This window comes from Streptomyces sp. NPDC059696 (genome assembly GCF_042733745.1).
GTDB lineage: Bacteria > Actinomycetota > Actinomycetes > Streptomycetales > Streptomycetaceae > Streptomyces.
The window spans coordinates 47,450-74,318 of the sequence record NZ_JBHWFG010000031.1 but is presented as its reverse complement, the minus strand read 5'-3'; the positions used below and the strand labels follow the sequence as shown (position 1 = coordinate 74,318).

Sequence of the window (26,869 nt, the reverse complement as noted above, 5' to 3'; positions counted from 1 at the left end):
GTACGGCACCGAGGGCGCCCCCTGGATTCCAGGGGGCGCCCTCGGCGTGTGCGGCTCCCGAACGGGCTCTCAGGGGCGCTCAGTCGGTGACGAAGTTGTGCAGCCCCGGCACATGGAGGGTGCCGCCGAACTGGCCGGCCTGCTGGACCTTCACGTTGGTGAAGTAGATCAGCGGGATGTTCAGCGGCGGCGGGTGCTCCGGGTCGAACGTGATCGGTATGAGCCCGAGCAGGTTGCCGGAGATGCTCTCCGTGTACATCACGGTGTCGCCGTCGCGGATCGTGGACGTCGAGCCCTTGGCCGCCTGCACGTGGTAGGTCTTGCCGGACTGCTTGTCCTTGACGGTCTGGTGCAGGTCGCCGATGTCGGTGCCGCCGGATATGACGTACTTGAGCACCTTCTTGACGGTGCCGTTGGCGGTGCGCACCTCGACGACGCCCTTGTAGTCGGCGCCCTTCAGCGTCAGCGAGCTGGCGTTGAGGAACCACGGGTCGTCCGGCAGCGGCACCTTGTTGTCGACGCCGCCCTCGGCGTCGGTGGCGGCCGGGCAGTCGTCGGCGTCCGTGGTGGCGCTCGGAGAGGGGCTGGGCGAGGCGGTGGCCTCCTTCGCCTTCTCCGCCGCGTCCTCGGCCGCCTTCTCGACGGCCTTGGTGGTGTCCTCCACCGTCTTGCCGGTGTCCTTCACCGTGTCGGACGCCTTGCCGGTGGTGTCCTCGACGGCGTCCTCGACCGTGCCGGCGGCCTTGTCGGCCGTGTCCTGCCCGGCGTCCGAGGCGTCCTCGGCCGGCTTCTCGGTGCTCTCGGACGCCGTGGCGGACGGGGTCGGGCTGGGGCTCGCCCCGTCCTCGCCCTTCCCACCCGTGAGGATGCCGCCGATCGCGTCGCCGATGCCCTCCAGGATGCCGCCGCCGCTCTCGGACGGCGAGGGGGACGGGGTGGCGGCCGCGTCGCCGCCGCCCGTGGCGGGCGCGCCGGTGGACGGGGCCGGCTTCGGCTCGGCCTCGTCGTCGGAACCTGAATCCGACGAAGAGGAACCGCCGTTGTTCGCCTCCGAACCACCCGAGGGGGACGGCTTCGGGGCGGTCTCGCCCTGGTCGTCCTTCTCGTCCGTCGCGTCGTCGCTGGCCGAGGGGGACGGCGTGGGCGACGCGGACGCGTCGTCCTTGGAGTCCTTGGAGTCCTCGGAGTCCTTGGAGTCCTTGGAGCCCTTGTCGGCGTCCTCGAGGGCCGCCACACAGTCCTTGTACTCGTCGACCGTCAGGCTCTTGGAGGTCGGCGCCGCCGGGTTGTTGCTGTCGGCTATCGCGAGCGTCGACGTGAAGCCCATGCCCATGAGCACCGCCGTCGGCATCGCCGCCATGGCTATCGCCTTGCCGGCCGGCCTGTTGAACCTGGTGAACAGCGGCTTCTTGGGTGCCGCGTGGCGCGGCCCGGTTCTCACACGGGACGCCTCCACATCTGCCCCGTGGGTCACCTCGTCAGCCGGCACTGTGCCTCCCGTTCGCCCCGTTGGCCGGGTTCGTTCCTGACAGATCGTTCGGCTCGTCCACCCCGTCCACCGGCCGCAGCATCGCGGTGTCGTGGTCCTTGGCCTGGGGAGCCCCGTCGACTCCCGTGCCGGCCGTGGCGGCGGGCTGTCCCGCGGACGGTGCGCCCGGCGCCCACGCCACGGCCATCGCCCCGCCCACGAGGGCCAGGAGGAAACCGATGAGGAAGCCGCCGAGGTTGGACACGGGGATGGACACCAGCGCCAGCAGGATCGCCGCGACTCCCGCGAAGACGCGGACGTGCTTCTGGAACCAGAGGCTGACGCCCAGTACGACGAGCAGCACGCCGATGATCAGGGACCCGGCACCCGCGGTGGTCGCCATCGCCAGCGTCAGATGACCGATCTGGAGGTTCGCGTACGGGAAGTAGGCGATGGGCAGTCCGCTGAGGAGGACCAACAGCCCGGCCCAGAACGGCCGCTCACCCCGCCAGGCGCGGAACTGCTGCCTCCGGACGGTGAACTGGCCGGTGGCGGCAGGAGACTCGGCGCTCATGGAAAAACAGCTCCCTGGTACAGCGTTGCTGTGGTGGTGATGTGGACCGCGCGTGAAGACGCGGCCGGAAGGTGGACGGGCGGGGGCGCCACCGGCTCCCCCGCCCGTCATCGAGTGCTTAGTAGCACTCCTTGACACCCGTCGACAGCGACATCTTCAGGCCGCTGAGCTTGAAGGTTCCGGCGGTGGTCGCCCACGCCGTCTGCTTCACGTCGGTCAGGGTCGCCTTGTCCGCCTGCTGGGCGAAGCCGTACGGGTTGGCCGACTCGCCCTTCCGCATGGCCGGACCCTTGTTGGCGTCCTTGGCCGCCACACCGATGTCGATGTTCTCGAACGTCGCATCGGCGCTGAGGTCGGCGACGTCGATGTAGAGGTTCTGGGCCTCCACCGGCTTCGCACCCTGACCCGCACGCAGGATCAGGCTGACGTTCCCGAGCACCGGAATGTTCGGGGTGACGACCGACTGGCACAGGTTCTTGATCGTCGCCTGCTTGAACGACGAGACGGCGACCGGGTGGACGGCCTTCTTGCCGTCCATCGTGTAACCCTCGTCGAGGGCGCCGTACTGCGAGAAGCCCGTGCCGACGAGCTGGTCGGTCGTGACCTTGAACGACTGCCCGGAGACACTGAACGACGCGGCGAGAGCGCCCTGCGCGAGGGCGACACCTATCGCAGCCGTGGCGGCGACGCTGGGCACCATGACCACAGCGAACCGCTTCCATCTGGTCCCGCCACGCACCTGGGACTCCATATTTCCTCCTTCTCGGACGTACATCTCCTGTCCTGGCTCGCCCCGATTGGCGGCTCAGCCGGGCAGGGATGGGAGAAGTGCTACGTCCTCGGGAAGGAGAGCGCCTGCACTCGGCGGCGCAACTGCGCCCGAATCACCGGCGATCACCCCCGAGCGACAACCACTGGTCGCGCCTGACACGCATCACGCACAACCCTGCTGGACAGGCTTCGCCGGAAGGGCGAAGACCCCCCTGTCCAAGAGCCGGCGCCACTGCCGCCGGCTCTGCTCGGTGGGGACCCAGGTTGTCCCGCGACCCAACCGGCTGCCGGGGTACGGGAATGGACCGAGCGTGGCCGATCGTGGTGCATTCTCGCCGCCCGCACAAGGGGGTTCGTTACTCGCTAGTAACGGCCGGATAACCGAACAACGACCCATCGGTCTCGGTCGGCGACTCAGGGTGGCGCCGGGCGGCGGTACAAAGCTGTTGATCGATGGACAGAATCCGACAGATCAGCGGCTGTGACTTACTCGTAGTAACAGCGGCCGCGATTACCAAGATTTGGTAAAGCGCGGCCGCAGTGACCTGTTCTCGGCGAAGTTTTCACGCGGGCACCACATGCCCGCGTGTTTAACGACTGGTCAGAACAGGGCGCGCGCCAGGGCCCTGCGGGCCGCGATCACGCGGGGGTCGTCGGGGCCGACGACCTCGAACAGCTCCAGCAGCCGCACGCGTACGGTGTCCCGGTCGTCACCCACCGTGCGCTGCACGGTCTCGATCAGCCGGCCGAACGCGTCCTCGACGTGGCCGCCCACCAGATCCAGGTCGGCCGCGGCGATCTGCGCCTGCACGTCGGCCGGCTTGTCGGCCGCGTCCCGGCGCACCTGCTGCGGGTCGACGCCCTGCACCCGCTGGAGCAACTCGGCCTGCGCGAGACCCAGCTTGGCCTCCTCGTTGCCCGGGTCCTCGTTCAGCACGTTCTTGTACGCCTGGACGGCACCGGACAGATCGCCCGAGTCCAGCGCCTGCACGGCGGCCTCCAGGAGACCGTCGTGAGGGCCGGCCGGCCGCTCCGGGGCCGCCTGGGCACCGCCCGGCTCGGCCTCGGGGTCGACGGTGAGGCCGGTCAGGCCGAAGCGCTGCTCACCGACCTGCACCAGCTGGTCGAGGGTCTGCCGGATCTGGGCCTCGCCCGCCGCCCCCTGGAAGAGCGGCAGAGCCTGCCCCGCGACGACCGCGAACACCGCGGGGATTCCCTGGATGCCGAACTGCTGCATCAGCATCTGGTTGGCGTCGACGTCGATCTTGGCGAGCAGGAAGCGGCCGTTGTACTCGACGGCCAGACGCTCCAGGACCGGGCTGAGCTGCTTGCAGGGCTCACACCATTCGGCCCAGAAGTCGATGACGACGGGCACTTCGGCGGAACGCTGCAGGACGTCCCTCTCGAATCCCGCCTCGTCGACGTCGATGACGAGATCGGCCGGGGAGATCGCCCCCGTCCCGCCCTCCCGGGCTGCTTGCGCGCGCGCCTGCTCCGCCTTCGCCTTGGCCTCCTGGGCCGCCTTCACCGCGGCGAGGTCGACGACTCCGCTCATGGACATGTTCCGTGGCTGCATGCGTCTATCCTCCCCCGTACGGTGCGCGCGTGTGAAAAACGGTGTGAAAGCAGGGCCGGTCGGTGCCCTTGGCGCCGGGTCCCCACCCCACGCCTGGTGTGCCAAGGCCCGTGTACGTCCCTCACGGGCTTTCGCTACGAGTCGTAGCGTAATGCCACTCGGGGGCTCCGGGACACCGCCCCCCGGTGATCTCCCTCACGGGGCCGTGCGGGAACCGCCGGTTTATCGTCGTGACATGCACAGTCGCAGCCCAGCCGGCCGTTCCGGGCGCCCGCGCAGCGCCGAGGCGGACGCCGCGATCCTGGCCGCGACCCGTGAGGCGCTGGTGGAGCTGGGCTGGTCCAAGCTCACCCTGGGAGACGTGGCGACGCGCGCCGGGGTCGCGAAGACGACGCTCTACCGCCGCTGGGCGGGCAAGAACGAACTGGTCGTCGACGCCGTGGCCGAGCTGTTCGACGCGCTGGAGCTGCCCGACTGCGGCTCGCTGGCCGCCGACATCGAGGGCGTCGTGCTGCAGTTCGCCGCGATCCTGGCCCTGCCGGAGGCGAGGAGCGGCCTGATGGCGGTCGTGGCGGAGGCCACCCGTGACGAGGTCCTGCGCGAACGCATCCGCGCCTCTGTGGTCGACCGGCAGAAGCGGCTGGTCGTGGAGGGCCGCGCCCGGGCCCAGGCGCGGGGCGAACTCCCGGCGGAGGAGGACCCCGAGTCGGCCGCCCGCACGGTGGACCTGATCTTCGACATGGTGGCGGGTGCGGTGGTGCACCGCACCCTGGTGAGCGCGGAACCCGCCGACGAGGAGTGGGTCCGCGGCTTCACCAGGGTGCTGTTGCAGGGGCTGGGGTCCTAGGCCCCCTGCTGTTGCGGGGGGCGTAGCCCCCGTGTTGTCACGGGGGTGGCGGGGCAGGGGTCGTCATCCCGTCCGCCCCCGCGGGGTCACGGGGGTGGTGGGGTAGGGGTCGTCACCCCGTCGCAGCCCCTCAGAAGCCGGCCGGCTCCGTGTACACGCCCCACTCGTCGCGGAGCACGCCGCAGATCTCGCCGAGCGTCGCCTCCGCACGGACGGCGTCCAGCATCGGCTCGATCATGTTGGCGCCGCTGCGGGCGGCGGCCAGCATGGCGTCGAGCGCGGTGCGCACCGCGGCGTCGTCACGGGCCGCCTTGCGCCCGCCGAGCACCCGGACCTGCTCGCGCTCGACCTCGTGGCTGACCCGCAGGATCTCCAGGTCACCGGTGACCGACCCGTCGTGGCAGTTGACGCCGACGACCCGCTTGTCGCCCTTCTCCAGCGCCTGCTGGTAGCGGAACGCGGACTCGGCGATCTCGCCGGTGAACCAGCCGTCCTCGATGCCGCGCAGGATCCCGGAGGTGATCGGGCCGATGGGGTGCTTGCCGTCGGGGTGCGCCCGCAGCCCGCGCTCCTTGATCTGCTCGAAGATCTTCTCCGCGTCCGCCTCGATGCGGTCGGTGAGCTGCTCGATGTACCAGGAACCGCCCAGCGGGTCGGCCACGTTGGCGACGCCGGTCTCCTCCATCAGCACCTGCTGCGTGCGCAGCGCGATCTCCGCGGCCTGCTCGCTGGGCAGGGCGAGGGTCTCGTCGAGGGCGTTGGTGTGCAGCGAGTTCGTCCCGCCGAGCACGGCCGCCAGCGCCTCCACGGCCGTCCGTACGACGTTGTTGTAGGGCTGCTGCGCGGTGAGGGAGACGCCGGCGGTCTGGGTGTGGAAGCGGAGCCACTGGGCCTTCTCGGACGTCGCGCCGTAGACGTCGCGCATCCAGCGGGCCCAGATCCGGCGGGCTGCGCGGAACTTGGCGATCTCCTCGAAGAAGTCGACGTGCGCGTCGAAGAAGAAGGACAGGCCGGGGGCGAAGACGTCCACGTCCAGCCCGCGCGACAGGCCCAGCTCGACGTATCCGAAGCCGTCCGCCAGCGTGTACGCCAGCTCCTGCGCGGCCGTCGCCCCGGCCTCGCGGATGTGGTACCCGGAGACGGACAGCGGCTTGTAGGCGGGGATGCCGGCCGCGCAGTGCTCCATGAGGTCGCCGATGAGCCGCAGGTGCGGCTCGGGCTGGAAGAGCCACTCCTTCTGGGCGATGTACTCCTTGAAGATGTCCGTCTGGAGCGTGCCGTTGAGGACGGACGGGTCGACGCCCTGCCGTTCGGCGGCGACCAGGTACATGCAGAAGACGGGGACGGCCGGACCGCTGATGGTCATCGACGTCGTGACGTCGCCGAGCGGGATGTCCTTGAACAGGACCTCCATGTCGGCCGCCGAGTCGATGGCGACGCCGCAGTGCCCGACCTCGCCCAGAGAGCGCGGGTCGTCGGAGTCGCGGCCCATGAGGGTCGGCATGTCGAAGGCGACCGAGAGCCCGCCTCCGCCGTTGCGGAGGATCATCTTGTAGCGCTCGTTGGTCTGCTCGGCGTTGCCGAACCCGGCGAACTGCCGGATGGTCCACGTCCGCCCTCGGTAGCCGGTCGCGTACAGGCCCCGGGTGAAGGGGTACTCCCCCGGCCAGCCGATCCGGTCGAACCCCTCGTAGGTGTCACCGGGCCGGGGCCCGTACACCGGCTCCACGGGGTCGCCGGAGAGCGTGGTGAAGTCGGCATCGCGCTTGCGTGCGGCGTCGTACCGGGCCTGCCAGCGGCGGCGGCCCTCCTCGATGGCGTCAGCGTCCATACCCTCGAATTTACTTGGACGTCCTAGTAAATGTCGATGGCTGACGGGAGTGACCTGGCGAACGGGTGAAGACGGCCGCCGCGCACCGGTGCGCGCGGTGGCCGCGAGGTGCCTGCCTAGGCCTTGACGGGCGCGGGCGCGTCCTCGGCGAGCCTGCCCTCCAGCTCGTGGCTGATCCTGCGCTCCACGAAGAACGCGGCCGTGGGGATCGTGCCGGCGAGCAGCACCCACAGCTGCTTCTTGACCGGCCACTTCGCCTTGGAGCCGAGGTCGAAGGCGAAAATCAGGTACACGACGTACAACCAGCCGTGCGCGATGCTGACCACCTGGGTGAAGTCAGCCGCGCCGCCCAGATCGAGGACGTACTTGCCGATCATGCCGAGGGTCAGCGCGACGAGCAGCACACCGGTGACGTAGGCCATGACCCGGTAGCGGGTCAGCACGCTCTTCTTCATGCCGTCGAGCGTAACGACCCGTTCCGGGAGATCTTGCCCCGGGTCACTCCTCTTCGAAGTCCCCCGCCGAGACGCGCAGCGGCCGCAGCATCGCGAAGATCTCCGCGCACTCCTCCGCGTCGTACACCCCGAGCCCGAAGTCCATCGCCATCAGGTCGCGGGTGGCCGACTCGACGACCTCGCGGCCCTTGTCGGTGATGCTGGCGAGGGTGCCGCGACCGTCGTTGGGGTTGGGCCGCTTGCCGACCAGGCCCGCCTTCACCAGCCGGTCCACGGTGTTGGTCACGGACGTGGGGTGCACCATGAGCCGCTCACCGATCTTGGACATCGGCAGCTCGCCGGACTTGGAGAAGGTGAGCAGCACCAGCGCCTCGTAGCGCGCGAACGTCAGCCCGTACGGCCTGACCACCGCGTCGACCTCGGCGAGGAGGATCTGCTGGGCGCGCATGATCGAGGTGATCGCGGCCATGGACGGCACGTTTCCCCAGCGCTGCTTCCAGCGTTCGTCGGCGCGCGCGATCGGATCGAAGGAGAGACTGAGCGGCTTCGGCACGAACCCGACCTTACCGGCCGGTCACATGGTGGTCAGCCCCGTCTCGCCCTTCGGGCGGGCCACGCGCCGGGGCCGCTCTCGTCGTCTACTCGGCGAGGTGCCGTTCCACGGTCTCGACCTTCGACGTGAGGCCGTCCGTCACGCCGGGGCGGATGTCCGCCTTGAGGACGAGGGAGACGCGGGGCGCGCGTCGCTCGACCGCGGCGACCGCGCGCCGGACGACGTCCATGACCTCGTCCCACTCCCCCTCGACGGCGGTGAACATCGCGTCGGTGCGGTTCGGCAGGCCGGACTCGCGCACCACCCGCACGGCGTCGGCGACGTACTCCCCCACGTCCTCGCCGACGCCCAGCGGCGTCACGGAGAAGGCGACGATCACGCGTTCACCACGCCTTCCTTGCGCACGCGGGAGGCGATGACCGCGTCCTCGGCCTCACGGCGCAGCCGGCGCTCGGCGAAGAAGCCGCCGGCGGGCAGCACGGAGAGGACGAAGTACAGCCCGGCGGTGCCCAGCGACCACTTCGCGCGGTTCCAGGCGTCCGCCCAGAAGATGACGTACAGGACGAAGAGCGCACCGTGCACCGCGCCCATCACCGGCACGGCGTTGAAGTCCGTGGTCCGCTTCAGTACGGAGCAGACCAGCAGGAGGAGGAAGGAGATCGCCTCGGGCGCCGAGACCAGGCGGAGGCGGCGGATGGCGGTGGCGGTCTTGAGGTCCACGGGTCACCTTCGGTGGGAGAGGAACAGTTTGTGAACACGCGCACAAGCGTCCCGCCCATTGTGGCAAACCGCCCGGGCGCCCGGCCCCTAGGGGTGCGCTCAGGGACGTTCTCCACCCACGGGCTCTGTCCGAGGGACCCGGCCTGCGGATACCTTCACCTGCGTGGCGATGTTCCGACTTCAGAGCAGCAAGGTGCTCGCCGTCGACATGACCGGAGACGCCGTCAAGGCGAAGAACGGCTCCATGGTCGCGTACGACGGCGAGATGGCCTTCAAGAAGCTCAGCGGCGGCGGCGAGGGGATCCGGGGGATGGTGACCCGGCGGCTGACCGGTGAGCAGATGACGTTGATGGAGGTGAAGGGCCGGGGGACCTGCTGGTTCGCGGACCGGGCCTCCGAGATCAACCTGGTCAGCGTCCAGGGCGACAAGCTCTACGTCGAGTCGAGCAACCTGCTCGCGACCGACGGCGGGCTGCGCACGGGCACGGAGTTCACCGGCCTGCGCGGCGCCTCGCAGGGCAACGGGCTGTTCACGACGACCGTCGAGGGCCACGGCCAGGCGGCGATCATGTCGGACGGCCCGGCGGTGGTGCTGCGGGTGAGCGCGCAGTACCCGCTGACCGTCGACCCGGGGGCGTACGTGGCGCACCAGGGGAACCTGCGGCAGTCCTTCCAGTCCGGTGTGACGTTCCGCACGCTGCTCGGGGAGGGCGGCGGCGAGGCGTTCCAGATGCGGTTCGAGGGTGACGGGCTGGTGTACGTGCAGCCGAGCGAGCGGAACACGATCGCGGGAGACGTGTGACATGGCCTTCCGGGAGATCAACGGGAAGATGGTCGAGGCGACGGTCGTGCCGGGTCAGCGGCTGTTCAGTCAGCGCGGCGCGATGCTCGCGTACAAGGGCGAGGTGTCCTTCACGCCCAACATGGCGGGCGGCCAGGGCGGGATCATGTCGATGATCGGCCGCCGGGTGGCGAACGAGGACACCCCCCTGATGTCGGTCGAGGGCAGCGGCACGGTCCTGTTCGGGCACGGCGGGCACCACGTCCAGGTGATCCGCCTCGCCGGCGACACGCTCTGCGTCGAGGCGGACCGCCTCCTGGCCTTCGAGGGCACGCTCCAGCAGGGCACGATGTTCCTGGGCTCGCAGGGCGGCGTCATGGGCATGGTGCGCGGCCAGGTGAGCGGCCAGGGGCTGTTCACGACGACGCTGAAGGGCCACGGGGCCGTCGCGGTCATGGCCCACGGCGGTGTCATCGAGATCCCGATCAGCCCGCAGCGCCCGGTCCATGTGGACCCGCAGGCCTACGTCGCCCACCACGGCGACGTCCGCAACAAGCTGTCGACGGCGCTGGGCTGGCGGGACATGGTGGGCCGCGGCTCGGGCGAGGCGTTCCAGCTGGAGCTCAGCGGCAGCGGTGCGGTGTACGTCCAGGCGTCGGAGGAGAAGCTGTGAGCACCTACGGAACGCCGGGCGCCGGCCCCGTCGTCTTCGACCCGGCGACGCTGCCGCCGGACGACAACGTCAATCCCTACACCTTCTGCGTGGAGCTCAAGGGGAGCCAGTGGTTCCTGCAGAAGGGGAAGATGATCGCCTACTACGGGTCGATCGATTTCAACGGCGTCGGACACGGCCGGCTGGACCGTCTCGTCCGCACGTCCTTCCATTCGCCACTGCACGCGAGCGACTGGGTGGTGGCGGAGGGCTCGGGCAAGATGCTCCTCGCCGACCGGGCCTTCGACGTCAATTCGTACGACCTCGAGGACGGCAACCTGACCATTCGCTCGGGCAACCTCCTCGCTTTTCAGCCAACTCTGGCACTGAAGCAATCAATCGTGCCGGGTTTCCTGACCCTCATCGGAACCGGAAAGTTCGTGGCCGCGTCCAACGGACCGGTGGTGTTCATGGAACCCCCGATCCGGGTCGACCCCCAGGCCCTGGTCGGATGGGCGGACTGCCCCTCCCCGTGCCACCACTACGACCACGGGTACATGACCGGCGTCATGGGCGGTCTACGTGCGCTGACGGGCCTGGGAGGCGCCTCCGGCGAGGAGCACCAGTTCGAGTTCGTCGGCGCCGGGACGGTGCTGCTGCAGTCGTCCGAGACACTGATGGCCGAGCAGGCCACGGGGGCCGTTCCGCATCAGGCCGGCGTGCCCGGCGGTGGGGCGCACAGCCCCCAGGCGGGCCAGTCCGGCGTACCGCGCCTTCCCGGACAGCTGGGCGACCTCCAGCGTCGCTTCGGGCTGTGAGCGGTAGTCTGCGGAGTGTGACATCGAACGTCTGCGCACGGTTGTTCGCCAGGCGTGCGCCGTCACACACCACCCCTCACTAGTTCGCCTTTCAACATTTTAGGTAGACTTCATTCATGGAGACCGAGACGGCCACCCGCTGGCTGACCGATGCGGAGCAGTGCGCTTGGCGCACCCACCTGGAGGTCAACAGGCTGTTGACGTACCAGCTCGAGAAGGACCTGCAGCCGTTCGGCCTGACAATGAACGACTACGAGATCCTGGTGAATCTCTCCGAGTCCGACGACCAGAGAATGCGGATGAGCGACCTAGCCTCCGCCACGCTCCAGTCCAAGAGCCGCCTCTCGCACCAGATCACCCGCATGGAGAACGCGAACCTGGTCCGGCGGGAGAACTGCGAGTCGGACCGCCGGGGGCTCTACGCGGTCCTCACCGAGCACGGCATGGCGACGATGCAGAAGGTGGCGCCCCACCACGTGGCGTCCGTGCGCAGGCACTTCATCGACCTGCTGTCCCCCGAGGCCCTGGCCGAGCTCGACAAGGGCCTCAAGCCCATCGCGGAGCACCTGCGCGGCCAGCGCGGGCGTCCGTGACCCGCGTCCGCTAGACGAGCGGCAGGCGGAGTTCGAACAGGGCTCCGCCTGCGGGCCCCCGCCCGGCCGTGAGCGTGCCGCCATGACGGAGGGCGACGTCCCGGGCGATGGCGAGCCCCAGTCCGGCACCGCCGTCGTCGCGGCTGCGGGCGGCGTCCAGCCGGACGAACCGTTCGAAGATCCGCTCCCGGTCGTGCTCGGGCACCCCGTCACCGTCGTCGGCCACCCCGACCACGGCCCGGTCGCCCTCCCGCCGCACGGTCACCGTCACCGCCGACCGGGCATGCCGCTGGGCGTTGTCCAGCAGATTGGCGAGCACCCGCCCCAGCTGCCCCCGCGACCCGGCCACCTCCACCGGCACCGCGTCCACCATGACACCCGTCCGCCCCTCGGCCTCCTCGCGGGCGAGTGCCGCGAGGTCGATCTGCGCGTCACTGGGCCGCTCCCCCGCGTCGAGCCGGGCCAGCAGCAGCAGGTCGGCCGCCAGCCGCTGGAGCCGGACGGTGTCCTCCACGGCCCCGTGGAGGTCCAGCAGCTCGGGATGGGCCGCGGCCACCTCCAGCTGCGTCCGCAGCGAGGCGATCGGGCTGCGCAGCTCGTGGGAGGCGTCGGCGACGAACCGCCGCTGCCGCTCCACGGACGTCTCCAGCGCCGCGAGCGTCTCGTTGGTGGTGCTGGCGAGCCGGGCGATCTCGTCGTGCGTGTCCGGCTCCGGGACGCGCCGGGCGAGGTCCTCGGAGTGGGTGATCGCGGCCATCTCGCGCCGGATGCCCTCGACGGGCCGCAGGGCCCTGCGGGTGACCAGCCAGGTGACGGCCGCGACGACGGCGAGCAGCAGCGGGAAACCGATCAGCATCACCGTCAGCGCCGTCCGCACGGCCCCGTGCTCGGCGGCCAGCGGGGAACCGGCGTGGACCGTGAGGTGCCCCCGGTCGTGGGTCTCCACCTCGACGGCGGCGAAGCGGTAGTCCTCCGCATCGCCGTCGATCGTCGCTGACCCGTTGCTGAAGACGGTCTCCCCGGAGATCTCGCCGGGTTCCAGCGCCTCGCCCGCGTCGTCGGAGTCGTCGTCATCGCCGGTGGGACGTGCCGCCGGACTCGGCTTCACCTGCCCGGTGCCGGTGCCGCTGATCCGCTCCAGATCCTCGCTGGCCGCGACCAGCCGCCCGTGCTCGTCGACGACCTGCACGGGCCCGTCGTCGCCGTCCAGCCCCGAGAGCTTGTCGTACGGCGTGCCGGCGGCGAGCTCGGCGGCGACCGCCCGCGCGGAGCGCTCCGCCTGCGTACCGGCCTCGCCGAGCAGGTTGGACCGCAGCGACAGCAGCACGGCGGCGCCCGCGGCGACGAGCGCCACCGCGACCACGAGCGTCGCTCCCAGCGTGGCCCGCGCACGGACCGACCCGAACAGCCGCCTCACGGCGACGTCTCCAGCCGGTACCCGGCCCCGCGCACGGTCCGGATCAGCCCCGCCCGCAGCTTGCGCCGCAGCGTGCTGACGTACACCTCGACGATGTTGGGATCGCCCTCGTACGCGAAGTCCCACACGTGCTCCAGGATCTCGGACTTGGACACCACCTCGCCCGCCCGGAGCACGAGCTGCTCCAGGACGGAGAACTCCTTGGCGGTGAGGGTGATCTCGTCCTCGCCGAGGAACACCCGGCGCGCGGCGGTGTCCACCTTCAGATCGCCGTGCACCTGCACGGGCGACGCCCCGGCCCCCTGCCCGCCCCGCCGCAGCAGAGCCTTGACCCGGGCGACGAGCACGACGTACGAGAACGGCTTGGTCAGGTAGTCGTCCGCACCGGTGTCGAGCCCCTCGGCCTCGTCGTACTCGCCGTCCTTGGCGGTCAGCATCAGGATCGGCACGTCGTGTCCGGCGGCCCGCAGGGCGGCGCAGACCCGGTAGCCGTTGAGGCCGGGCAGCATGATGTCGAGGATGACCAGGTCGTACGTGCCCTCCGAGGCCTGGTACAGGCCCTCGCGGCCGTCGTGGACGACGTCCACGGCGTACCCCTCGGCCGTCAGCCCCTTGGCGAGCGACAGGGCCAGCCGTTTCTCGTCCTCCACGATCAACAGGCGCATGCGTCAAGAGTGGCAAAGGGAACCTGAAGATCCCTTCAGGGGCCTTCAGGTTCCTCTCAGCCTCGGTCGGCCAGAGTCGAAGACGTCGAAAACGAAACGACTCGGGAGGAACCGCATGAAGCGCAACATCGTGATCGCCGCCGTGACCGCCGCCGCTCTGATCGGAGGCGGGACGGCCACGGCTCTCGCGACCACGGGAGACGACGAGGGCTCGGCGCGGCAGGCGGCCACCACCCAGCTGTCGAACGACGACGACCGGGACGACCGGGACGACCGGGACGACCGGGACGACGACGCCGAGAAGAAGGTGTCGGCGGACGTGACGGCGTCCGAGGCGATCGCCTCCGCGCTGAAGCACACGCCGGGCACGGCCGTCTCCGCCGAACTGGACGACGGGGACGACGAGGACAACGGCGACAAGGTCGTCTGGAACGTCGATGTCCTGTCGGGCGACAACGTCTGGCACAGCGTCAGCGTCGATCCCGTCAGCGGCAAGGTCCTCGGCTCCCACACCGACGACGAGGACGACACCGCGCGGGTGCGGGCGGCTCTGAAGGGCTCGTCGGTGACGGCCGGGCAGGCCGCGAAGGCCGCCGCCGGCAAGGGCGTGGTGACGTCCGTGGACCTTGAGGACGACGGCAGGAACAAGTCCTGGGAGGCCGAGACCCGCACGTCCGGCGGCACCGAGCAGGACTGGAAGATCGACCTCACATCGCCCAAGGTCACACCGGACCGTTCCGACGCCCAGGACGATGACACGGACGACGACACGGACGGCCAGGACTGACCGGCGACCGTCCCGTTCCGCCCCCCGGCGTCGACGCCGACGCCGGGGCCTCAGCCCTCCGTCAGCCCCGCGACCAGCTCGTCCGCCGCCCGGTACGGGTCCAGCTCGCCCGACACGATCCGCTCCGCCAGCGCCCCGAGGCGGCGGTCGCCGTGCAGGTCGCCGATCCGCTCCCGCAGGGCCGTCACCGCGATCGTCTCGACCTCGCGCGAGGCCCGGGCCGCCCGTCGCTCCGCGAGGACACCCCGCTCCTCCATCCAGGCCCGGTGCTTCTCCAGCGCCTCGACGACCTCGTCGACGCCCTCACCGCGCGCGGCGACCGTCTTCACGATCGGCGGGCGCCAGTCGCCCGGACCGCGGGACTCCCCGAGCCCCAGCATGTGGTTCAGCTCGCGGGCCGTCGCGTCCGCCCCGTCCCGGTCCGCCTTGTTCACGACGTACACGTCACCGATCTCCAGGATCCCGGCCTTGGCCGCCTGGATCCCGTCCCCCATCCCGGGCGCGAGCAGCACCACGGACGTGTCCGCCTGCGAGGCGATCTCCACCTCCGACTGCCCGACCCCCACCGTCTCGACGAGGATCACGTCGCAGCCGGCGGCGTCCAGCACCCGGATGGCCTGCGGCGCGGCCCACGCCAGGCCGCCCAGATGCCCGCGTGTCGCCATGGACCGGATGTACACGCCCGGGTCGGAGGCGTGCTCCGACATCCGCACCCGGTCCCCGAGCAGCGCACCGCCCGAGAACGGGGACGACGGGTCGACGGCGAGCACGCCGACCCGCCTGCCCTGCTTGCGGTAGGCGGTGACCAGCGCCGAGGTCGACGTGGACTTGCCGACCCCGGGCGACCCGGTCAGCCCCACGACGTACGCCCCGCCCGTGAGGGGCGCGAGCGCCGCCATGACCTCCCGCAGCTGCGGGGACGCCCCCTCCACCAGGGAGATCAGCCGGGCCACGGCCCGCGGCCGGCCTTCCCTGGCCTGGGCCACCAGGGTGGAGACGTCCTGCATCACAGCTCCGTTCAGAAAAAGGGACCGGCCGAGACCTGCCGGAAGTGCTCTCAGGCCTTCGGTACCCGCACGATCAGCGCGTCACCCTGGCCGCCGCCACCGCACAGCGCGGCCGCGCCCACGCCACCGCCGCGCCGCTTCAGCTCCAGCGCCAGATGCAGCACCAGACGCGCGCCGGACATCCCGATCGGGTGACCCAGGGCGATCGCACCACCGTTGACATTCACCTTTTCGGTGGACACCCCGAGGTCCTTCATGGACTGCACGGCCACGGCCGCGAACGCCTCGTTGATCTCGATGAGGGCGAGGTCCGAGACCTCCAGGCCCTCCTTCTTCAGGGCGTGCAGGATCGCGTTCGACGGCTGCGACTGCAGCGAGTTGTCCGGCCCGGCCACGTTCCCGTGGGCCCCGATCTCGGCGATCCAGTCCAGGCCGAGCTCCTGTGCCTTGGCCTTGCTCATCACGACGACGGCGGCGGCACCGTCGGAGATCTGCGAGGCGGAGCCGGCCGTGATCGTGCCGTCCTTGGCGAACGCCGGACGCAGCTTCCCGAGCGACTCGGCGGTCGTGTCACCGCGGATGCCCTCGTCCTTGCTGAACAGCACCGGGTCGCCCTTGCGCTGCGGGATCTCCACCGGCGTGATCTCGGCGTCGAACACGCCGTTCTTCTGCGCCGCGGCGGCCCGCTGGTGCGACAGCGCGGCGATCTCGTCCTGCTCGGGCCGGGCGATGCCCAGGCGGGTGTTGTGCTTCTCCGTGGACTCGCCCATGGCGACACCGTCGAAGGAGTCGGTCAGCCCGTCGTACGCCATGGCGTCGAGCATCTCGACGGCGCCGTACTTGAAGCCCTCGCGGGACTTCGGCAGGAGGTGCGGGGCGTTGGTCATCGACTCCTGGCCGCCGGCGACGACCACGTCGAACTCACCCGCGCGGATCAGCTGGTCGGCGAGCGCGATGGCGTCGAGGCCCGACAGACACACCTTGTTGATGGTCAGCGCCGGGACGTTCATCGGGATGCCGGCCTTGACGGCGGCCTGGCGGGCCGGGATCTGCCCCGCACCGGCCTGGAGCACCTGCCCCATGATCACGTACTGCACCTGGTCGCCACCGATCCCCGCACGGTCGAGGGCGGCCTTGATCGCGAAGCCGCCGAGGTCGGCTCCGGAGAAGGACTTCAGCGATCCGAGCAACCGACCCATGGGCGTACGCGCGCCCGCGACGATCACCGAGCTGTTCGCTCCGGAAGTTCCGGAAGTTCCAGAAGACATGAGCTGCGATCCCCTTACCGGCTGCACAGCCGAGGAGTGAACGAGGGTTTACTTCGAATGTACTGAGTGGCACTCCGTGCCGTCATCGGGCTGTCGGTGTGATCGCGCGCACGTTGCGTAACCACGGCGGGGGCGCTGCACTGAATCCATGCTGACGCGAATCGACCACATCGGAATCGCCTGTTTCGACCTCGACAAGACCGTCGAGTTCTACCGTGCCACCTACGGCTTCGAGGTGTTCCACTCCGAGGTCAACGAGGAGCAGGGCGTGCGGGAGGCCATGCTCAAGATCAACGAGACGTCCGACGGCGGCGCCTCCTACCTGCAGCTCCTGGAGCCGACCCGCGAGGACTCCACCGTCGCGAAGTGGCTCGCCAAGAACGGCGAGGGCGTGCACCACATCGCATTCGGTACGGCGGATGTCGACGGGGACGCCGAGGAGATCAAGGGCAAGGGCGTACGCGTGCTGTACGAAGAGCCGCGAGTCGGTTCCATGGGGTCACGGATCACCTTCCTGCACCCCAAGGACTGTCATGGCGTACTGACAGAACTGGTCACTTCGGCGCCTGTTGAGTCACCTGAGCACTGACCCTCGTACATAAGGGCCGGTAGGGTTGGGGGCGGTCGCCGCTCAGTCCAGGGTGACCGCGGTCCCGCCGTGCGACGGCAGGACCACCGGGGTCCGGGTTTCGGGGGACGAGCGTCGGGGCAGCAGCCTCTGCTCCGCCGATGATCTGACACCATTCCCCGGGGGCCCCGTTCGGCGTATGGACGGAGCTCGTTCGGTAAGAGTTGCGACCAGGGGACGGATGGGACCGCGCAGTGCGGGGCTACGAGAGCCAGGAGCGAGAGCCGGCGGCTGACGTCGACCACCTCTCTCGGTTCGAAGCCGAGATGAAGCGGCTGAAGACCGAGCGGGAAAAGGCGATCCAGCACGCCGAGGACCTCGGCTACCAGGTCGAGGTGCTGCGCGCCAAGCTGCACGAGGCGCGGCGGACCATCATGACCCGGCCCTCCTTCGACGGGGGCGACATCGGCTGGCAGGCCGAGCAGTTGCTGCGCAACGCGCAGATGCAGGCCGACCAGATCCGGGCGGACGCCGACCGGGAGCTGAGCGAGGCCCGGGCGCAGACCCAGCGGATCCTCCAGGAGCACGCCGAGCAGGCGGCCCGGCTCCAGGCGGAGCTGCACCAGGAGGCGGTGACCCGCCGCCAGCAGCTGGACCAGGAGCTGGCCGAGCGCCGCCAGACGGTCGAGTCGCACGTCAACGAGAACGTGGCGTGGGCCGAACAGCTGCGGGCCCGCACCGAGCAGCAGGCCCGCCGGCTGCTGGACGAGTCCCGCGCCGAGGCCGAGCAGGCCCTGGCCACCGCCCGCGCGGAGGCCGAGCGGCTGGCCACCGAGGCCCGGCAGCGGCTGACGAGCGCGGCCGAGGAGGCCCGGGCCGAGGCCGAGCAGATCCTGCGCCGCGCCCGCACGGACGCCGAGCGCCTGCTCAACGCCGCCTCCACGCAGGCGCAGGAGGCCACGGACCACGCCGAGCAGCTGCGTACGTCGACCGTCACCGAGTCGGAGTCGGCGCGCCGTGAGGCGCAGGAGCTGAGCAAGGCCGCCGAGCAGCGGATGGCGGAGGCCGAGGAGGCGCTGCGCAAGGCGCAGACCGAGTCGGAGAAGCTGGTCGCGGAGGCCAAGGAGGCCGCCGCCAAGGCCCTGGCGAGCGCCGAGTCGGCGAACGAGACGCGCACGCGCACCGCCAAGGAGCAGGTCGCCCGGCTGGTCGAGGAGGCCACGAAGGAGGCCGAGAACACCAGGTCCGAGGCCGAGCAGATCGTCGCCGACGCCAAGGCCGAGGCGGAGAAGATCGTCGCGGAGGCCTCCGAGAAGGCCCGCACGCTCACCGCCGAGGAGACCGCGACCCAGCTGTCCAAGGCGGCCCGTACGGCCGAGGAGGTCCTCAACAAGGCGTCGGAGGACGCCAAGAAGACCACCAGGGCCGCGGCCGAGGAGGCCGAGCGGATCCGTTCCGAGGCCGAGGCCGAGGCGGACCGGCTGCGGGCCGAGGCGCACGACATCGCCGAGCAGCTCAAGGGCGCGGCGAAGGACGACACCAAGGAGTACCGCGCCAAGACGGTCGAGCTGCAGGAGGAGGCCCGCCGGCTGCGCGGCGAGGCCGAGCAGCTGCGGGCGGACGCGGTCGACGAGGGCGAGAAGATCCGCGCCGAGGCCCGCAAGGAGGCCGTGGCGCAGATCGAGGAGGCGGCGAGGTCCGCCGAGGAGCTGCTCGCCAAGGCCAAGGCGGACGCGGACGAGCTGCGCACGACGGCCCAGGCGGACAGCGAGAAGGTCCGCACCGAGGCCATCGAGCGTGCGACGACCCTGCGCCGGCAGGCCGAGGAGACCCTCCAGCGCACCCGGCAGGAGGCCGAGCGGCACCGCGAGGAGGTCGTCGAGCAGGCCGAGGCGCTCAAGGAGGAGGCCGAGCGCGCGGCCCGCGAGCTGCACGAGGAGACCGAGCGGGCCGTGGACGCCCGTCGTGCCGAGGCCGCCGAGGAGCTGACGCGGCTCCAGGTGGAGGCGGAGGAGCGGCTGACGGCCGCCGAGCAGGCGCTGTCGGACGCCCGTGAGGAGGCCGCGCGGATCCGCCGCGAGGCCGCCGAGGAGAACGAGCGGCTGCGTGCCGAGGCCGCCGAGCGGATCCGTACGCTCCAGCAGCAGGCCGAGGCGGAGGCCGAGCGGCTGCGTGACGAGGCCGCGGCGGACGCGTCCGCGGCGCGTGCCGAGGGCGAGGCCGTCGCCGTACGGCTGCGCTCGGAGGCGGCGAACGAGGCCGAGCGGCTGAAGACGGAGGCGCAGGAGAGCGCCGACCGGGTGCGCGCGGAGGCGCAGGCCGCCGCGGAGCGGCTCGCCACGGAGGCGTCCGAGACGCTGGCCGCCGCCCAGGAGGAGGCCAACCGGCGCCGTCGCGAGGCGGAGGAACTCCTCGGCAGTGCCCGGCAGGAGGCCGACCAGGAGCGTGAGCGGGCCCGCGAGCAGAGCGAGGAGCTGCTGGCCTCGGCGCGCAAGCGGGTGGAGGACGCGCAGGCCGAGGCCGTCCGGCTGGTCGAGGAGGCCGACCGGCGGGCCACGGAGATGGTGTCCGCGGCCGAGCAGCACGCGCAGCAGGTGCGTGACTCCGTCGCCGGGCTGCACGAGCAGGCCCAGGAGGAGATCACCGGGCTGCGTTCCGCCGCCGAGCACGCGGCGGACCGTACGCGCCGGGAGGCCCAGGAGGAGGCGGACCGGGTCCGCTCCGACGCCTACGCCGAGCGGGAGCGGGCGAGCGAGGACGCGGGCCGGCTGCGGCGCGAGGCGCACGAGGAGAGCGAGGCCGCCAAGGCACTCGCCGAGCGGACGATGTCCGAGGCGATCTCGGAGGCGGAGCGGATCCGCGCGGATGTGGCCGAGCACGCCCAGCGGGTGCGCACGGAGGCGTCGGACGCGATCGCCGAGGCCGAGCAGGCCGCCTCGCGCACCCGGGCGGACGCCCGCGAGGACGCCAACCGCATCCGGTCGGACGCGGCGACGCAGGCGGACACGCTCATCTCCGAGGCGCGCAGCGAGGCGGAGCGGCTCACCACCGAGACGGTCCAGGAGACGGACCGGCTGCGGATGGAGACGGTCACCGAGGCCGAACGGGTCCGCACGGAGGCCCTGTCCGAGGCCGAGCGGGTGAGGTCCGAGGCGGCCACGGAGGCCGAGCGGCTGCGCTCCGAGTCGGTCGCCCAGGCCGACCAGCTGGTCGCGGAGGCCACCGGCGAGGCCGAGCGGCTGCGGGCCGAGGCCGCCGAGACGGTCGGCTCGGCGCAGCAGCACGCCGAGCGGATCCGCCGCGAGGCCGAGCGCGTCAAGACCGACGCGGAGGCGGAGGCGGAGCGGCTCGTCGGCACCGCGCGCGAGGAGGCCGACCGCACCCTGGACGAGGCCCGCAAGGACGCCAACAAGCGGCGTTCCGAGGCGGCCGGGCAGGTCGACAAGCTCATCACGGAGACCACGGCCGAGGCGGACAAGCTGCTGAGCGAGGCGCAGCAGCAGGCGCACAAGACCACCGCGGAGGCGGAGTCGCGGGCCGACACCATGGTGGGCGCGGCCCGCAAGGAGGCCGACCGGCTCGTCTCCGAGGCGACCGTCGAGGGCAACTCCCTGGTGGAGAAGGCCCGTACGGACGCCGACGAGCTGCTGGTCGGCGCGCGCCGGGACGCCACGCAGATAAGGGAGCGCGCCGAGGAGCTGCGCGACCGCATCACCTCCGAGATCGAGGAGCTGCACGAGCGGGCCCGCCGTGAGTCCGCCGAGACGATGAAGTCGGCGGGCGACCGCTGCGACGCGCTCGTCAAGGCGGCCGAGGAGCAGCTGGCGAAGGCGCAGGCCAAGGCGAAGGAGATCGTCTCGGAGGCCAACTCCGAGGCGGGCAAGGTCCGCATCGCCGCGGTGAAGAAGGCGGAGGGGCTGCTCAAGGAGGCCGAGCAGAAGAAGACCACGCTGGTCCGGGAGGCCGAGGAGCTCAAGGCCGAGGCGATCCGCGAGGCCAAGCGCACGGTCGAGGAGGGCAAGCGCGAGCTGGAGGTCCTGGTCCGCCGCCGCGAGGACATCAACGCCGAGATCTCCCGTGTCCAGGACGTCCTGGAGGCGTTGGAATCCTTCGAGGCACCCGCCGGCTCCAAGGACAACGGGGTCAAGGCGGGCGCGACGGTCGGCGCACCCCGATCGGGTGGCAAGTCCTCGGACGGCTAGCGGTCCGGCCGGGGCGGGGCGTCCGATTCCGGGGCCATCCGGGGGCTTTGACCAAGTTTTGGCAAGCGATCCGCCGCTTAGCCACTCAAAAGGGGTCTCATTTTCCAGATCAAACGCGCATCCGCTCGATGACACACCGTTTCGGCCCCTAGGATTCCACCTATCACCTCACCGGTCTCATTCGACAGGAACCCCATGAGCGACACTTCCCCCTACGGCTTCGAGCTTGTGCGGCGTGGGTACGACCGCGCTCAGGTGGACGAACGTATCTCCAAGCTCGTCTCCGACCGTGACAGCGCTCTCTCCCGCATCACCGCTCTGGAAAAGCGCATCGAAGAGCTCCACCTCGAGACGCAGAACGCCCAGGCCCAGATCACCGACGCCGAGCCGTCGTACGCGGGTCTCGGCGCGCGCGTGGAGAAGATCCTCCGCCTCGCCGAGGAGGAGGCGAAGGACCTGCGCGAGGAGGCCCGGCGCGCGGCCGAGCAGCACCGCGAGCTCGCCGAGTCGGCGGCCCAGCAGGTGCGCAACGACGCCGAGTCGTACGCGGCCGAGCGCAAGGCGAAGGCCGAGGACGAGGGTCTGCGGATCGTCGAGAAGGCCAAGAGTGACGCCTCCCAGCTGCGTGCCGAGGCGCAGAAGGACGCGCAGTCCAAGCGTGAGGAGGCGGACGCCCTCTTCGAGGAGACCCGCGCCAAGGCCGCGCAGGCCGCCGCCGATTTCGAGACGAATCTCGCCAAGCGCCGGGAGCAGTCCGAGCGCGACCTGGCGTCCCGTCAGGCCAAGGCCGAGAAGCGCCTCGCCGAGATCGAGCACCGCGCCGAGCAGCTGCGTCTGGAGGCCGAGAAGCTGCGCACGGACGCCGAGCGCCGCGCCCGCCAGACGGTGGAGACGGCCCAGCGCCAGGCCGAGGACATCGTGGCCGACGCCAACGCCAAGGCCGACCGCATCCGTTCGGAATCCGAGCGGGAGCTCGCGGCCCTCACCAACCGCCGCGACAGCATCAACGCCCAGCTGACGAACGTCCGCGAGATGCTCGCGACGCTCACGGGCGCCGCGGTGGCCGCCGCCGGTACGCCGGCCGAGGACGAGCCGATCTCCCGTGGGGTCCCGGCCCAGCAGTCCCGGTAACACGCGGGCATACGGAGGCTGAATCTCCGCAAAGCCCTCTGCCGCTCGGGTGGCAGAGGGCTTTGTCCCGTTCTAGCGTGGCGGGCATGATTGAGCTGGAGGGGCTGACCAAGCGGTACGGCGAGAAGGTGGCGGTCAACAACCTGTCCTTCACCGTGAGACCGGGCATCGTCACCGGCTTCCTCGGGCCGAACGGCGCCGGCAAGTCGACGACCATGCGGATGATCCTGGGCCTCGACCACCCGACCGCGGGTGACGTCCGTATCGACGGCAAGCACTACGAACAGCTCAAGGACCCGCTGACGTACATCGGGGCCCTGCTGGAGGCGAAGGCCTGGCACGGCGGGCGCACCGCCTACAACCATCTGCTGTGCCTCGCGCAGAGCAACGGCATCCCGCGCAGCCGGGTGCGGGACGTGCTGGAGACGGTCGGGCTGACGGCGGTCGCGAAGAAGAAGACCAAGGGCTTCTCCATGGGCATGGGCCAGCGGCTCGGCATCGCGGCCGCGCTGCTCGGCGACCCGCGGATCCTGATGTTCGACGAGCCGGTCAACGGCCTCGACCCCGAGGGCATCCACTGGATCCGCACCCTGATGAAGTCGCTCGCGGCGCAGGGCCGGACCGTGTTCGTCTCCTCCCACCTGATGAGCGAGATGGCCCTGACGGCCGAGCACCTCGTCGTCATCGGGCAGGGCCGGCTCCTCGCGGACACCTCCATGGCCGACTTCATCGCGCGCAACTCACGGTCGTACGTCCGGGTCCGCAGTCCGCAGCGGGAGCGGCTGCTCGACGTGCTCCACCAGGCCGGGATCGTGGCCGTGGAGAGCGGCGAGGGGGTGCTGGAGGTGGACGGCGGCAAGGCGGAGCAGATCGGTGAGCTGGCGGCGCAGCACCGGATCACGCTGCACGAGCTGAGTCCGCAACAGGCGTCGCTGGAGGAGGCGTTCATGCAGCTGACGGCGGAGTCGGTGGAGTACCACGCGCACAGCGGGACGGACGCGACGAGCCCCGAGCCACCGCGGCAGCAGTGGGGCGACGGCTGGAAGAGGGGCTGAGGCATGGCGGTGACGCAGGTCGTCCGGTCGGAGTGGACCAAGATCCGGTCGGTGGCATCCACGGTGTGGACCCTTTCGCTGGTGGTGGTCGTGACGGTCGCCCTCGGCATGCTGATCTCGGCGCTGTCGAAGAACGAGTTCGATTCGATGAAGGCGCAGGAGCGGGCCGAGTTCGACCCGACGTTCATCAGTTTCGCGGGGATGAGTCTGGGGCAGCTCGCGATGATCGTGTTCGGGGTGCTGGTCGTGTCGAACGAGTACAGCACCGGCATGATCCGCACCTCGCTGGCCGCGGTGCCGCGGCGGGGGGCCTTCCTGTTCAGCAAGATCGCCGTGGCCACCGGGCTCGCCCTGCTGGTGGGTCTCGTCACCAGCTTCGCCGCCTTCTTCCTGGGGCAGGCGATGCTGGGCACGCACCGGGCGGAGATCGGCGACCCGGGGGTGTTGCGGGCCGTGTTCGGCGGGGGCCTCTACATGGCGCTGATCGCGATGTTCTCCATGGGCATCGCCGCGATGCTCCGCTCCCCGATGCTGTCGCTGGGCATCCTGATGCCGTTCTTCTTCCTGATCTCGAACATCCTGGGCAACGTCGACGCGACGAAGAAGGTCGGCCGGTTCCTTCCCGACCAGGCCGGCAGCAAGATCATGCAGGTGGTCACGCCGATCGACGACGACACCCCGTACGGACCGTGGGGCGGCCTGGGGATCATGGGGCTGTGGGTGCTCGCGGCGCTCGTCGGCGGCTATGTGCTGCTGAAGAAGCGGGACGCCTAGGAGGGACGGACGCGGCCCGGCCTTTTACCTCCTCTTGGAAGGAACCGTCAGCGCCTCGATATCCTCCTAACCCTTACGGGGGCGTGTGCCCTGCTGTCCTGAACCTTGCGATGGGTGCGGAGCATGATCGAAGCAGTCGGCCTGACGAAGCGCTACGGCGACAAGACCGCTGTGTACAACCTTTCCTTCCAGGTGCGGCCCGGGGCCGTCACCGGCTTCCTCGGGCCCAACGGATCGGGCAAGTCGACGACGATGCGGATGATCCTGGGCCTGGACAACCCGACGGCCGGGCAGGTGACGATCGGCGGCTATCCGTACCGCAGGCTGCCCAACGCCGCCCGTCAGGTCGGTGCCCTGCTGGACGCCAAAGCGGTGCACGGCGGCCGCTCCGCCCGCAACCACCTGCTGTCCCTGGCCCAGCTCTCGGGCATCCCGGCCCGGCGGGTGGACGAGGTGCTCGGCGTGGTCGGTCTGCAGGACGTGGCCAAGAAGCGGTCCAAGGGCTTCTCGCTCGGCATGGGGCAGCGGCTCGGCATCGCCGCGGCGCTGCTCGGCGACCCGCAGGTGCTGCTGTTCGACGAGCCGGTCAACGGCCTCGACCCCGAGGGCATCCTGTGGGTGCGCAACCTGATGAAGGCGCTGGCGGCGGAGGGCCGTACGGTCTTCGTCTCCTCCCACCTGATGAGCGAGATGGCCCTGACGGCCGACCACCTCATCGTCATCGGGCGCGGTCAGCTGCTCGCGGACATGAGCGTCACCGCCTTCATCTCGGCGAACTCCGCGGACTTCGCACGGGTGCGCACGCCCGACACCGAGCCGCAGCAGCGCGAGAAGCTGTCGGCCGCGCTGACCGAGTCGGGCGGGCACGTGCTGCCCGAGCAGGACGGCGCGCTGCGCGTGACCGGGCTGCCCCTGCCGCGCATCAGCGACATCGCGCACGACCACGACGTACGGCTGTGGGAGCTCTCGCCGCACCAGGCCTCGCTGGAGGAGGCCTACATGCGGATGACGCAGGGTGCCGTCGACTACCGCTCGACCATCGACCAGAAGGAAGGGCTCCAGCAGCCGCTGCCGCCCGGCGCGCAGCCGCCGATGCCGGTGCCCGGGCAGGGCCAGCCGGGCTGGTACGCCCCGCCGCCGCCCCAGCAGGGCGGGCAGCCGTTCGCGCCCCAGGGCGCGCCGGGCCAGGCGCCGGCGGGCCCGTACGGCTCCGCCCAGGGCGCCCCCGGCCCGGGCGCGGCCAACCCGTACGCCCAGCCCGCGCCCCAGACTCCCCCGGCGCCCCAGGGCGCTCCGCAGGCCGCCGCCGGGTCCGGTCCGCAGGCCGCACCGGCTCAGGCCCCCGCGGCCGCCCCGCCGGCGCCCCAGACTCGCCCGGCACCGCAGAGCGCTCCGCAGTCCGCGCCCCAGCCGGCCGCCGCGCCGTCCGCGCCCGCCGCGGCCCCGACTCCCGACCTGACCAAGCCCGAGGACGCCCGATGAGCAGCCCCCAGTCCCAGATGCCGCAGGCCGCGCCCGCCTGGCAGGCGGCACCCGGCACCTCGTTCCCGTCCGGCTACACCTCGCCGATCCCGGTCGTGCGCACGCACCTCGGGCACGCCGTCGCGTCCGAGTGGACGAAGATCCGGTCGGTGCGCTCCACCCTGTGGACGCTCGGGGTGTTCGTCCTGCTCGTGATCGGCATCGGCACGCTGACCGGCGTGGTGGTGGCCGAGTCCGACCCGGCCCTGGACGGCGAGAGCCCCCTCGGCCTGGGGTTCTTCGGGCTGCTGCTGGGCAGCATGTGCATCATCACGCTGGGCGTGCTGACCACGGCCTCGGAGTACGGCACCGGCATGATCCGCACCACGATGGTCGCGTGCCCGAGCCGCGGCCGGGTGCTGGCGGCGAAGGCCGTGGTGTTCTTCCTGACGGCGTTCGTCGTGACGCTGGTGTCCGCGTCGCTCGTCGCCTTCATGCACGTGGCGATGCTGGAGGGCGACGGCGCCAAGTCCCCCTCCGGCGGCGAGTGGCTCAAGGGCACCGTCGGCATCTCGCTCTACATCGCGCTGCTGGGCCTGCTCTCGCTCCTGGTCGGCTCGATCATCCGGCACTCGGCGGGCGCCATCACCATCATGATCGGTGCCGTCCTGGCCCCGCTGGTGATCGCCCTGTTCATGTTCTCGGAGTCCCTCCAGGACGTGCGCGACGCCCTGTTCGAGTACTCGATCCCGAACCAGCTGAGCGTTTTCTACGCCAACTCCCTGAGCGATTCCGGCCCGTCCGGCTGGGACCCGCTGTGGATCATCCTCGGCGTCACGGCCGTCGCGTTCGCCGGCGCCTTCGTGCTGCAGGAGAAGCGGGACGTCTGAGCCCG

General features: G+C 71.0%; 26 protein-coding genes. 13 read left to right on the top strand and 13 right to left on the bottom strand.

Annotated elements, in window-relative coordinates:
• Window positions 1-79: 79 nt before the first annotated feature.
• The 4 genes from ACFV20_RS28700 to ACFV20_RS28685 all read right to left on the bottom strand — a co-directional run bounded on the left by ACFV20_RS28700 (window position 80) and on the right by ACFV20_RS28685 (window position 4,389).
• Window positions 80-1,489 carry a hypothetical protein gene (locus tag ACFV20_RS28700; RefSeq protein ID WP_385661514.1) on the bottom strand — a complete coding sequence of 470 codons (1,410 nt, stop codon included), beginning with the start codon at window positions 1,487-1,489 and terminating at the stop codon, window positions 80-82.
• Window positions 1,479-2,042: a DUF6114 domain-containing protein gene (locus ACFV20_RS28695; RefSeq protein ID WP_385661511.1), complete on the bottom strand. Its 564-nt coding sequence runs from the start codon at window positions 2,040-2,042 to the stop codon at window positions 1,479-1,481. Before ACFV20_RS28695 ends, ACFV20_RS28700 begins: the two co-directional genes overlap by 11 nt.
• 118 nt (window positions 2,043-2,160) lie before the next feature.
• Window positions 2,161-2,793, bottom strand: a complete 633-nt coding sequence (locus ACFV20_RS28690) for a DUF6230 family protein (RefSeq protein ID WP_190902637.1) — start codon at window positions 2,791-2,793, stop codon at window positions 2,161-2,163.
• Window positions 2,794-3,414: 621 nt separating this feature from the next.
• Entirely contained in the window at window positions 3,415-4,389 is a 975-nt protein-coding gene (locus tag ACFV20_RS28685; protein WP_385661507.1) for a tetratricopeptide repeat protein, read from the bottom strand.
• 235 nt (window positions 4,390-4,624) lie between these two features.
• Here ACFV20_RS28685 and ACFV20_RS28680 point away from each other — a divergent pair, with 235 nt between their 5' ends.
• Complete coding sequence (locus ACFV20_RS28680) at window positions 4,625-5,236, top strand: TetR/AcrR family transcriptional regulator (RefSeq protein WP_385661504.1); 612 nt, start codon at window positions 4,625-4,627, stop codon at window positions 5,234-5,236.
• A 130-nt stretch (window positions 5,237-5,366) separates the two neighbouring features.
• Here the strand turns inward: ACFV20_RS28680 and ACFV20_RS28675 are convergent, their stop codons facing one another.
• From ACFV20_RS28675 to ACFV20_RS28655, 5 genes are all read right to left on the bottom strand, one after another.
• Window positions 5,367-7,067, bottom strand: coding sequence for a methylmalonyl-CoA mutase (locus tag ACFV20_RS28675; protein WP_385661501.1), 1,701 nt, complete (start codon window positions 7,065-7,067; stop codon window positions 5,367-5,369).
• Between the two features lie 116 nt (window positions 7,068-7,183).
• Window positions 7,184-7,522, bottom strand: a complete 339-nt coding sequence (locus ACFV20_RS28670; RefSeq protein ID WP_031105037.1) for a DUF3817 domain-containing protein — start codon at window positions 7,520-7,522, stop codon at window positions 7,184-7,186.
• Window positions 7,523-7,565: 43 nt separating this feature from the next.
• Window positions 7,566-8,075: a MarR family winged helix-turn-helix transcriptional regulator gene (locus tag ACFV20_RS28665; RefSeq protein WP_385661497.1), complete on the bottom strand. Its 510-nt coding sequence runs from the start codon at window positions 8,073-8,075 to the stop codon at window positions 7,566-7,568.
• An 85-nt stretch (window positions 8,076-8,160) separates the two neighbouring features.
• The gene (locus ACFV20_RS28660; protein WP_385661494.1) at window positions 8,161-8,454 is read right to left on the bottom strand and encodes an MTH1187 family thiamine-binding protein; all 294 of its coding nucleotides are present in this window, start codon (window positions 8,452-8,454) and stop codon (window positions 8,161-8,163) included.
• Window positions 8,451-8,795, bottom strand: coding sequence for a DUF3817 domain-containing protein (locus ACFV20_RS28655; RefSeq protein WP_385661492.1), 345 nt, complete (start codon window positions 8,793-8,795; stop codon window positions 8,451-8,453). The genes ACFV20_RS28660 and ACFV20_RS28655 overlap by 4 nt, the downstream gene beginning before the upstream one ends.
• Before the next feature lie 169 nt (window positions 8,796-8,964).
• Between ACFV20_RS28655 and ACFV20_RS28650 the strand changes: the two genes are divergently transcribed.
• The 4 genes from ACFV20_RS28650 to ACFV20_RS28635 all read left to right on the top strand — a co-directional run bounded on the left by ACFV20_RS28650 (window position 8,965) and on the right by ACFV20_RS28635 (window position 11,639).
• Window positions 8,965-9,597 carry an AIM24 family protein gene (locus ACFV20_RS28650; RefSeq protein ID WP_102911820.1) on the top strand — a complete coding sequence of 211 codons (633 nt, stop codon included), beginning with the start codon at window positions 8,965-8,967 and terminating at the stop codon, window positions 9,595-9,597.
• 1 nt (window position 9,598) lies between these two features.
• Complete coding sequence (locus ACFV20_RS28645; protein ID WP_385661489.1) at window positions 9,599-10,249, top strand: AIM24 family protein; 651 nt, start codon at window positions 9,599-9,601, stop codon at window positions 10,247-10,249.
• Window positions 10,246-11,046, top strand: a complete 801-nt coding sequence (locus ACFV20_RS28640; protein ID WP_385661486.1) for an AIM24 family protein — start codon at window positions 10,246-10,248, stop codon at window positions 11,044-11,046. The genes ACFV20_RS28645 and ACFV20_RS28640 overlap by 4 nt, the downstream gene beginning before the upstream one ends.
• Window positions 11,047-11,162: 116 nt before the next feature.
• Complete coding sequence (locus ACFV20_RS28635; protein ID WP_234848111.1) at window positions 11,163-11,639, top strand: MarR family winged helix-turn-helix transcriptional regulator; 477 nt, start codon at window positions 11,163-11,165, stop codon at window positions 11,637-11,639.
• Between the two features lie 10 nt (window positions 11,640-11,649).
• Here ACFV20_RS28635 and ACFV20_RS28630 read toward each other — a convergent pair whose 3' ends face one another.
• Window positions 11,650-13,056 (bottom strand): sensor histidine kinase, encoded by a 1,407-nt coding sequence (locus tag ACFV20_RS28630; protein WP_385661482.1) that lies wholly within the window; start codon window positions 13,054-13,056, stop codon window positions 11,650-11,652.
• Window positions 13,053-13,721: a response regulator transcription factor gene (locus ACFV20_RS28625; protein WP_385661479.1), complete on the bottom strand. Its 669-nt coding sequence runs from the start codon at window positions 13,719-13,721 to the stop codon at window positions 13,053-13,055. The genes ACFV20_RS28630 and ACFV20_RS28625 overlap by 4 nt, the downstream gene beginning before the upstream one ends.
• Before the next feature lie 115 nt (window positions 13,722-13,836).
• On the opposite strand from ACFV20_RS28625, the gene ACFV20_RS28620 reads away from it, so the two are divergent.
• Window positions 13,837-14,508 carry a PepSY domain-containing protein gene (locus ACFV20_RS28620; protein ID WP_385661476.1) on the top strand — a complete coding sequence of 224 codons (672 nt, stop codon included), beginning with the start codon at window positions 13,837-13,839 and terminating at the stop codon, window positions 14,506-14,508.
• Between the two features lie 50 nt (window positions 14,509-14,558).
• On the opposite strand, the gene meaB is transcribed toward ACFV20_RS28620, so the two are convergent.
• Both meaB and ACFV20_RS28610 read right to left on the bottom strand, forming a co-directional pair.
• Complete coding sequence (gene meaB / locus ACFV20_RS28615; RefSeq protein WP_385661473.1) at window positions 14,559-15,515, bottom strand: methylmalonyl Co-A mutase-associated GTPase MeaB; 957 nt, start codon at window positions 15,513-15,515, stop codon at window positions 14,559-14,561.
• Window positions 15,516-15,565: 50 nt separating this feature from the next.
• Window positions 15,566-16,783, bottom strand: a complete 1,218-nt coding sequence (locus ACFV20_RS28610) for an acetyl-CoA C-acetyltransferase (RefSeq protein ID WP_385661470.1) — start codon at window positions 16,781-16,783, stop codon at window positions 15,566-15,568.
• A 148-nt stretch (window positions 16,784-16,931) separates the two neighbouring features.
• Between ACFV20_RS28610 and mce the strand changes: the two genes are divergently transcribed.
• The 7 genes from mce (at window position 16,932) to ACFV20_RS28575 (ending at window position 26,864) form a co-directional block, all read left to right on the top strand.
• A complete protein-coding gene (gene mce, locus ACFV20_RS28605) occupies window positions 16,932-17,372 on the top strand; it encodes a methylmalonyl-CoA epimerase (RefSeq protein ID WP_031107947.1) in 441 nt (146 codons plus the stop codon).
• Window positions 17,373-17,605: 233 nt separating this feature from the next.
• Window positions 17,606-21,553, top strand: a complete 3,948-nt coding sequence (gene scy, locus ACFV20_RS28600) for a polarized growth protein Scy (protein WP_385661467.1) — start codon at window positions 17,606-17,608, stop codon at window positions 21,551-21,553.
• Between the two features lie 195 nt (window positions 21,554-21,748).
• Window positions 21,749-22,684: a cellulose-binding protein gene (locus ACFV20_RS28595; protein ID WP_053670559.1), complete on the top strand. Its 936-nt coding sequence runs from the start codon at window positions 21,749-21,751 to the stop codon at window positions 22,682-22,684.
• 86 nt (window positions 22,685-22,770) lie between these two features.
• Window positions 22,771-23,739 carry an ABC transporter ATP-binding protein gene (locus ACFV20_RS28590; RefSeq protein WP_385661464.1) on the top strand — a complete coding sequence of 323 codons (969 nt, stop codon included), beginning with the start codon at window positions 22,771-22,773 and terminating at the stop codon, window positions 23,737-23,739.
• Window positions 23,740-23,742: 3 nt separating this feature from the next.
• Complete coding sequence (locus ACFV20_RS28585) at window positions 23,743-24,513, top strand: ABC transporter permease (protein WP_385661462.1); 771 nt, start codon at window positions 23,743-23,745, stop codon at window positions 24,511-24,513.
• 123 nt (window positions 24,514-24,636) lie between these two features.
• Window positions 24,637-25,995 (top strand): ABC transporter ATP-binding protein, encoded by a 1,359-nt coding sequence (locus tag ACFV20_RS28580; protein ID WP_385661459.1) that lies wholly within the window; start codon window positions 24,637-24,639, stop codon window positions 25,993-25,995.
• Window positions 25,992-26,864, top strand: coding sequence for an ABC transporter permease (locus ACFV20_RS28575; RefSeq protein WP_385661457.1), 873 nt, complete (start codon window positions 25,992-25,994; stop codon window positions 26,862-26,864). The genes ACFV20_RS28580 and ACFV20_RS28575 overlap by 4 nt, the downstream gene beginning before the upstream one ends.
• Window positions 26,865-26,869: the final 5 nt, after the last annotated feature.

What these genes read in the sequence shown, in the direction of transcription:
- ACFV20_RS28595 (WP_053670559.1), top strand. Translation starts at nt 21,749, where the DNA reads ATGAGCGACACTTCCCCCTACGGCTTCGAGCTTGTGCGGCGTGGGTAC.
- ACFV20_RS28675 (WP_385661501.1), bottom strand. Translation starts at nt 7,067, where the DNA reads ATGGACGCTGACGCCATCGAGGAGGGCCGCCGCCGCTGGCAGGCCCGG.
- ACFV20_RS28620 (WP_385661476.1), top strand. Translation starts at nt 13,837, where the DNA reads ATGAAGCGCAACATCGTGATCGCCGCCGTGACCGCCGCCGCTCTGATC.
- ACFV20_RS28585 (WP_385661462.1), top strand. Translation starts at nt 23,743, where the DNA reads ATGGCGGTGACGCAGGTCGTCCGGTCGGAGTGGACCAAGATCCGGTCG.
- ACFV20_RS28690 (WP_190902637.1), bottom strand. Translation starts at nt 2,793, where the DNA reads ATGGAGTCCCAGGTGCGTGGCGGGACCAGATGGAAGCGGTTCGCTGTG.
- ACFV20_RS28685 (WP_385661507.1), bottom strand. Translation starts at nt 4,389, where the DNA reads ATGCAGCCACGGAACATGTCCATGAGCGGAGTCGTCGACCTCGCCGCG.
- mce (WP_031107947.1), top strand. Translation starts at nt 16,932, where the DNA reads ATGCTGACGCGAATCGACCACATCGGAATCGCCTGTTTCGACCTCGAC.
- ACFV20_RS28610 (WP_385661470.1), bottom strand. Translation starts at nt 16,783, where the DNA reads ATGTCTTCTGGAACTTCCGGAACTTCCGGAGCGAACAGCTCGGTGATC.
- ACFV20_RS28670 (WP_031105037.1), bottom strand. Translation starts at nt 7,522, where the DNA reads ATGAAGAAGAGCGTGCTGACCCGCTACCGGGTCATGGCCTACGTCACC.
- ACFV20_RS28580 (WP_385661459.1), top strand. Translation starts at nt 24,637, where the DNA reads ATGATCGAAGCAGTCGGCCTGACGAAGCGCTACGGCGACAAGACCGCT.
- ACFV20_RS28625 (WP_385661479.1), bottom strand. Translation starts at nt 13,721, where the DNA reads ATGCGCCTGTTGATCGTGGAGGACGAGAAACGGCTGGCCCTGTCGCTC.
- ACFV20_RS28590 (WP_385661464.1), top strand. Translation starts at nt 22,771, where the DNA reads ATGATTGAGCTGGAGGGGCTGACCAAGCGGTACGGCGAGAAGGTGGCG.
- ACFV20_RS28680 (WP_385661504.1), top strand. Translation starts at nt 4,625, where the DNA reads ATGCACAGTCGCAGCCCAGCCGGCCGTTCCGGGCGCCCGCGCAGCGCC.
- meaB (WP_385661473.1), bottom strand. Translation starts at nt 15,515, where the DNA reads ATGCAGGACGTCTCCACCCTGGTGGCCCAGGCCAGGGAAGGCCGGCCG.
- ACFV20_RS28645 (WP_385661489.1), top strand. Translation starts at nt 9,599, where the DNA reads ATGGCCTTCCGGGAGATCAACGGGAAGATGGTCGAGGCGACGGTCGTG.
- ACFV20_RS28695 (WP_385661511.1), bottom strand. Translation starts at nt 2,042, where the DNA reads ATGAGCGCCGAGTCTCCTGCCGCCACCGGCCAGTTCACCGTCCGGAGG.
- ACFV20_RS28635 (WP_234848111.1), top strand. Translation starts at nt 11,163, where the DNA reads ATGGAGACCGAGACGGCCACCCGCTGGCTGACCGATGCGGAGCAGTGC.
- ACFV20_RS28575 (WP_385661457.1), top strand. Translation starts at nt 25,992, where the DNA reads ATGAGCAGCCCCCAGTCCCAGATGCCGCAGGCCGCGCCCGCCTGGCAG.
- ACFV20_RS28650 (WP_102911820.1), top strand. Translation starts at nt 8,965, where the DNA reads ATGTTCCGACTTCAGAGCAGCAAGGTGCTCGCCGTCGACATGACCGGA.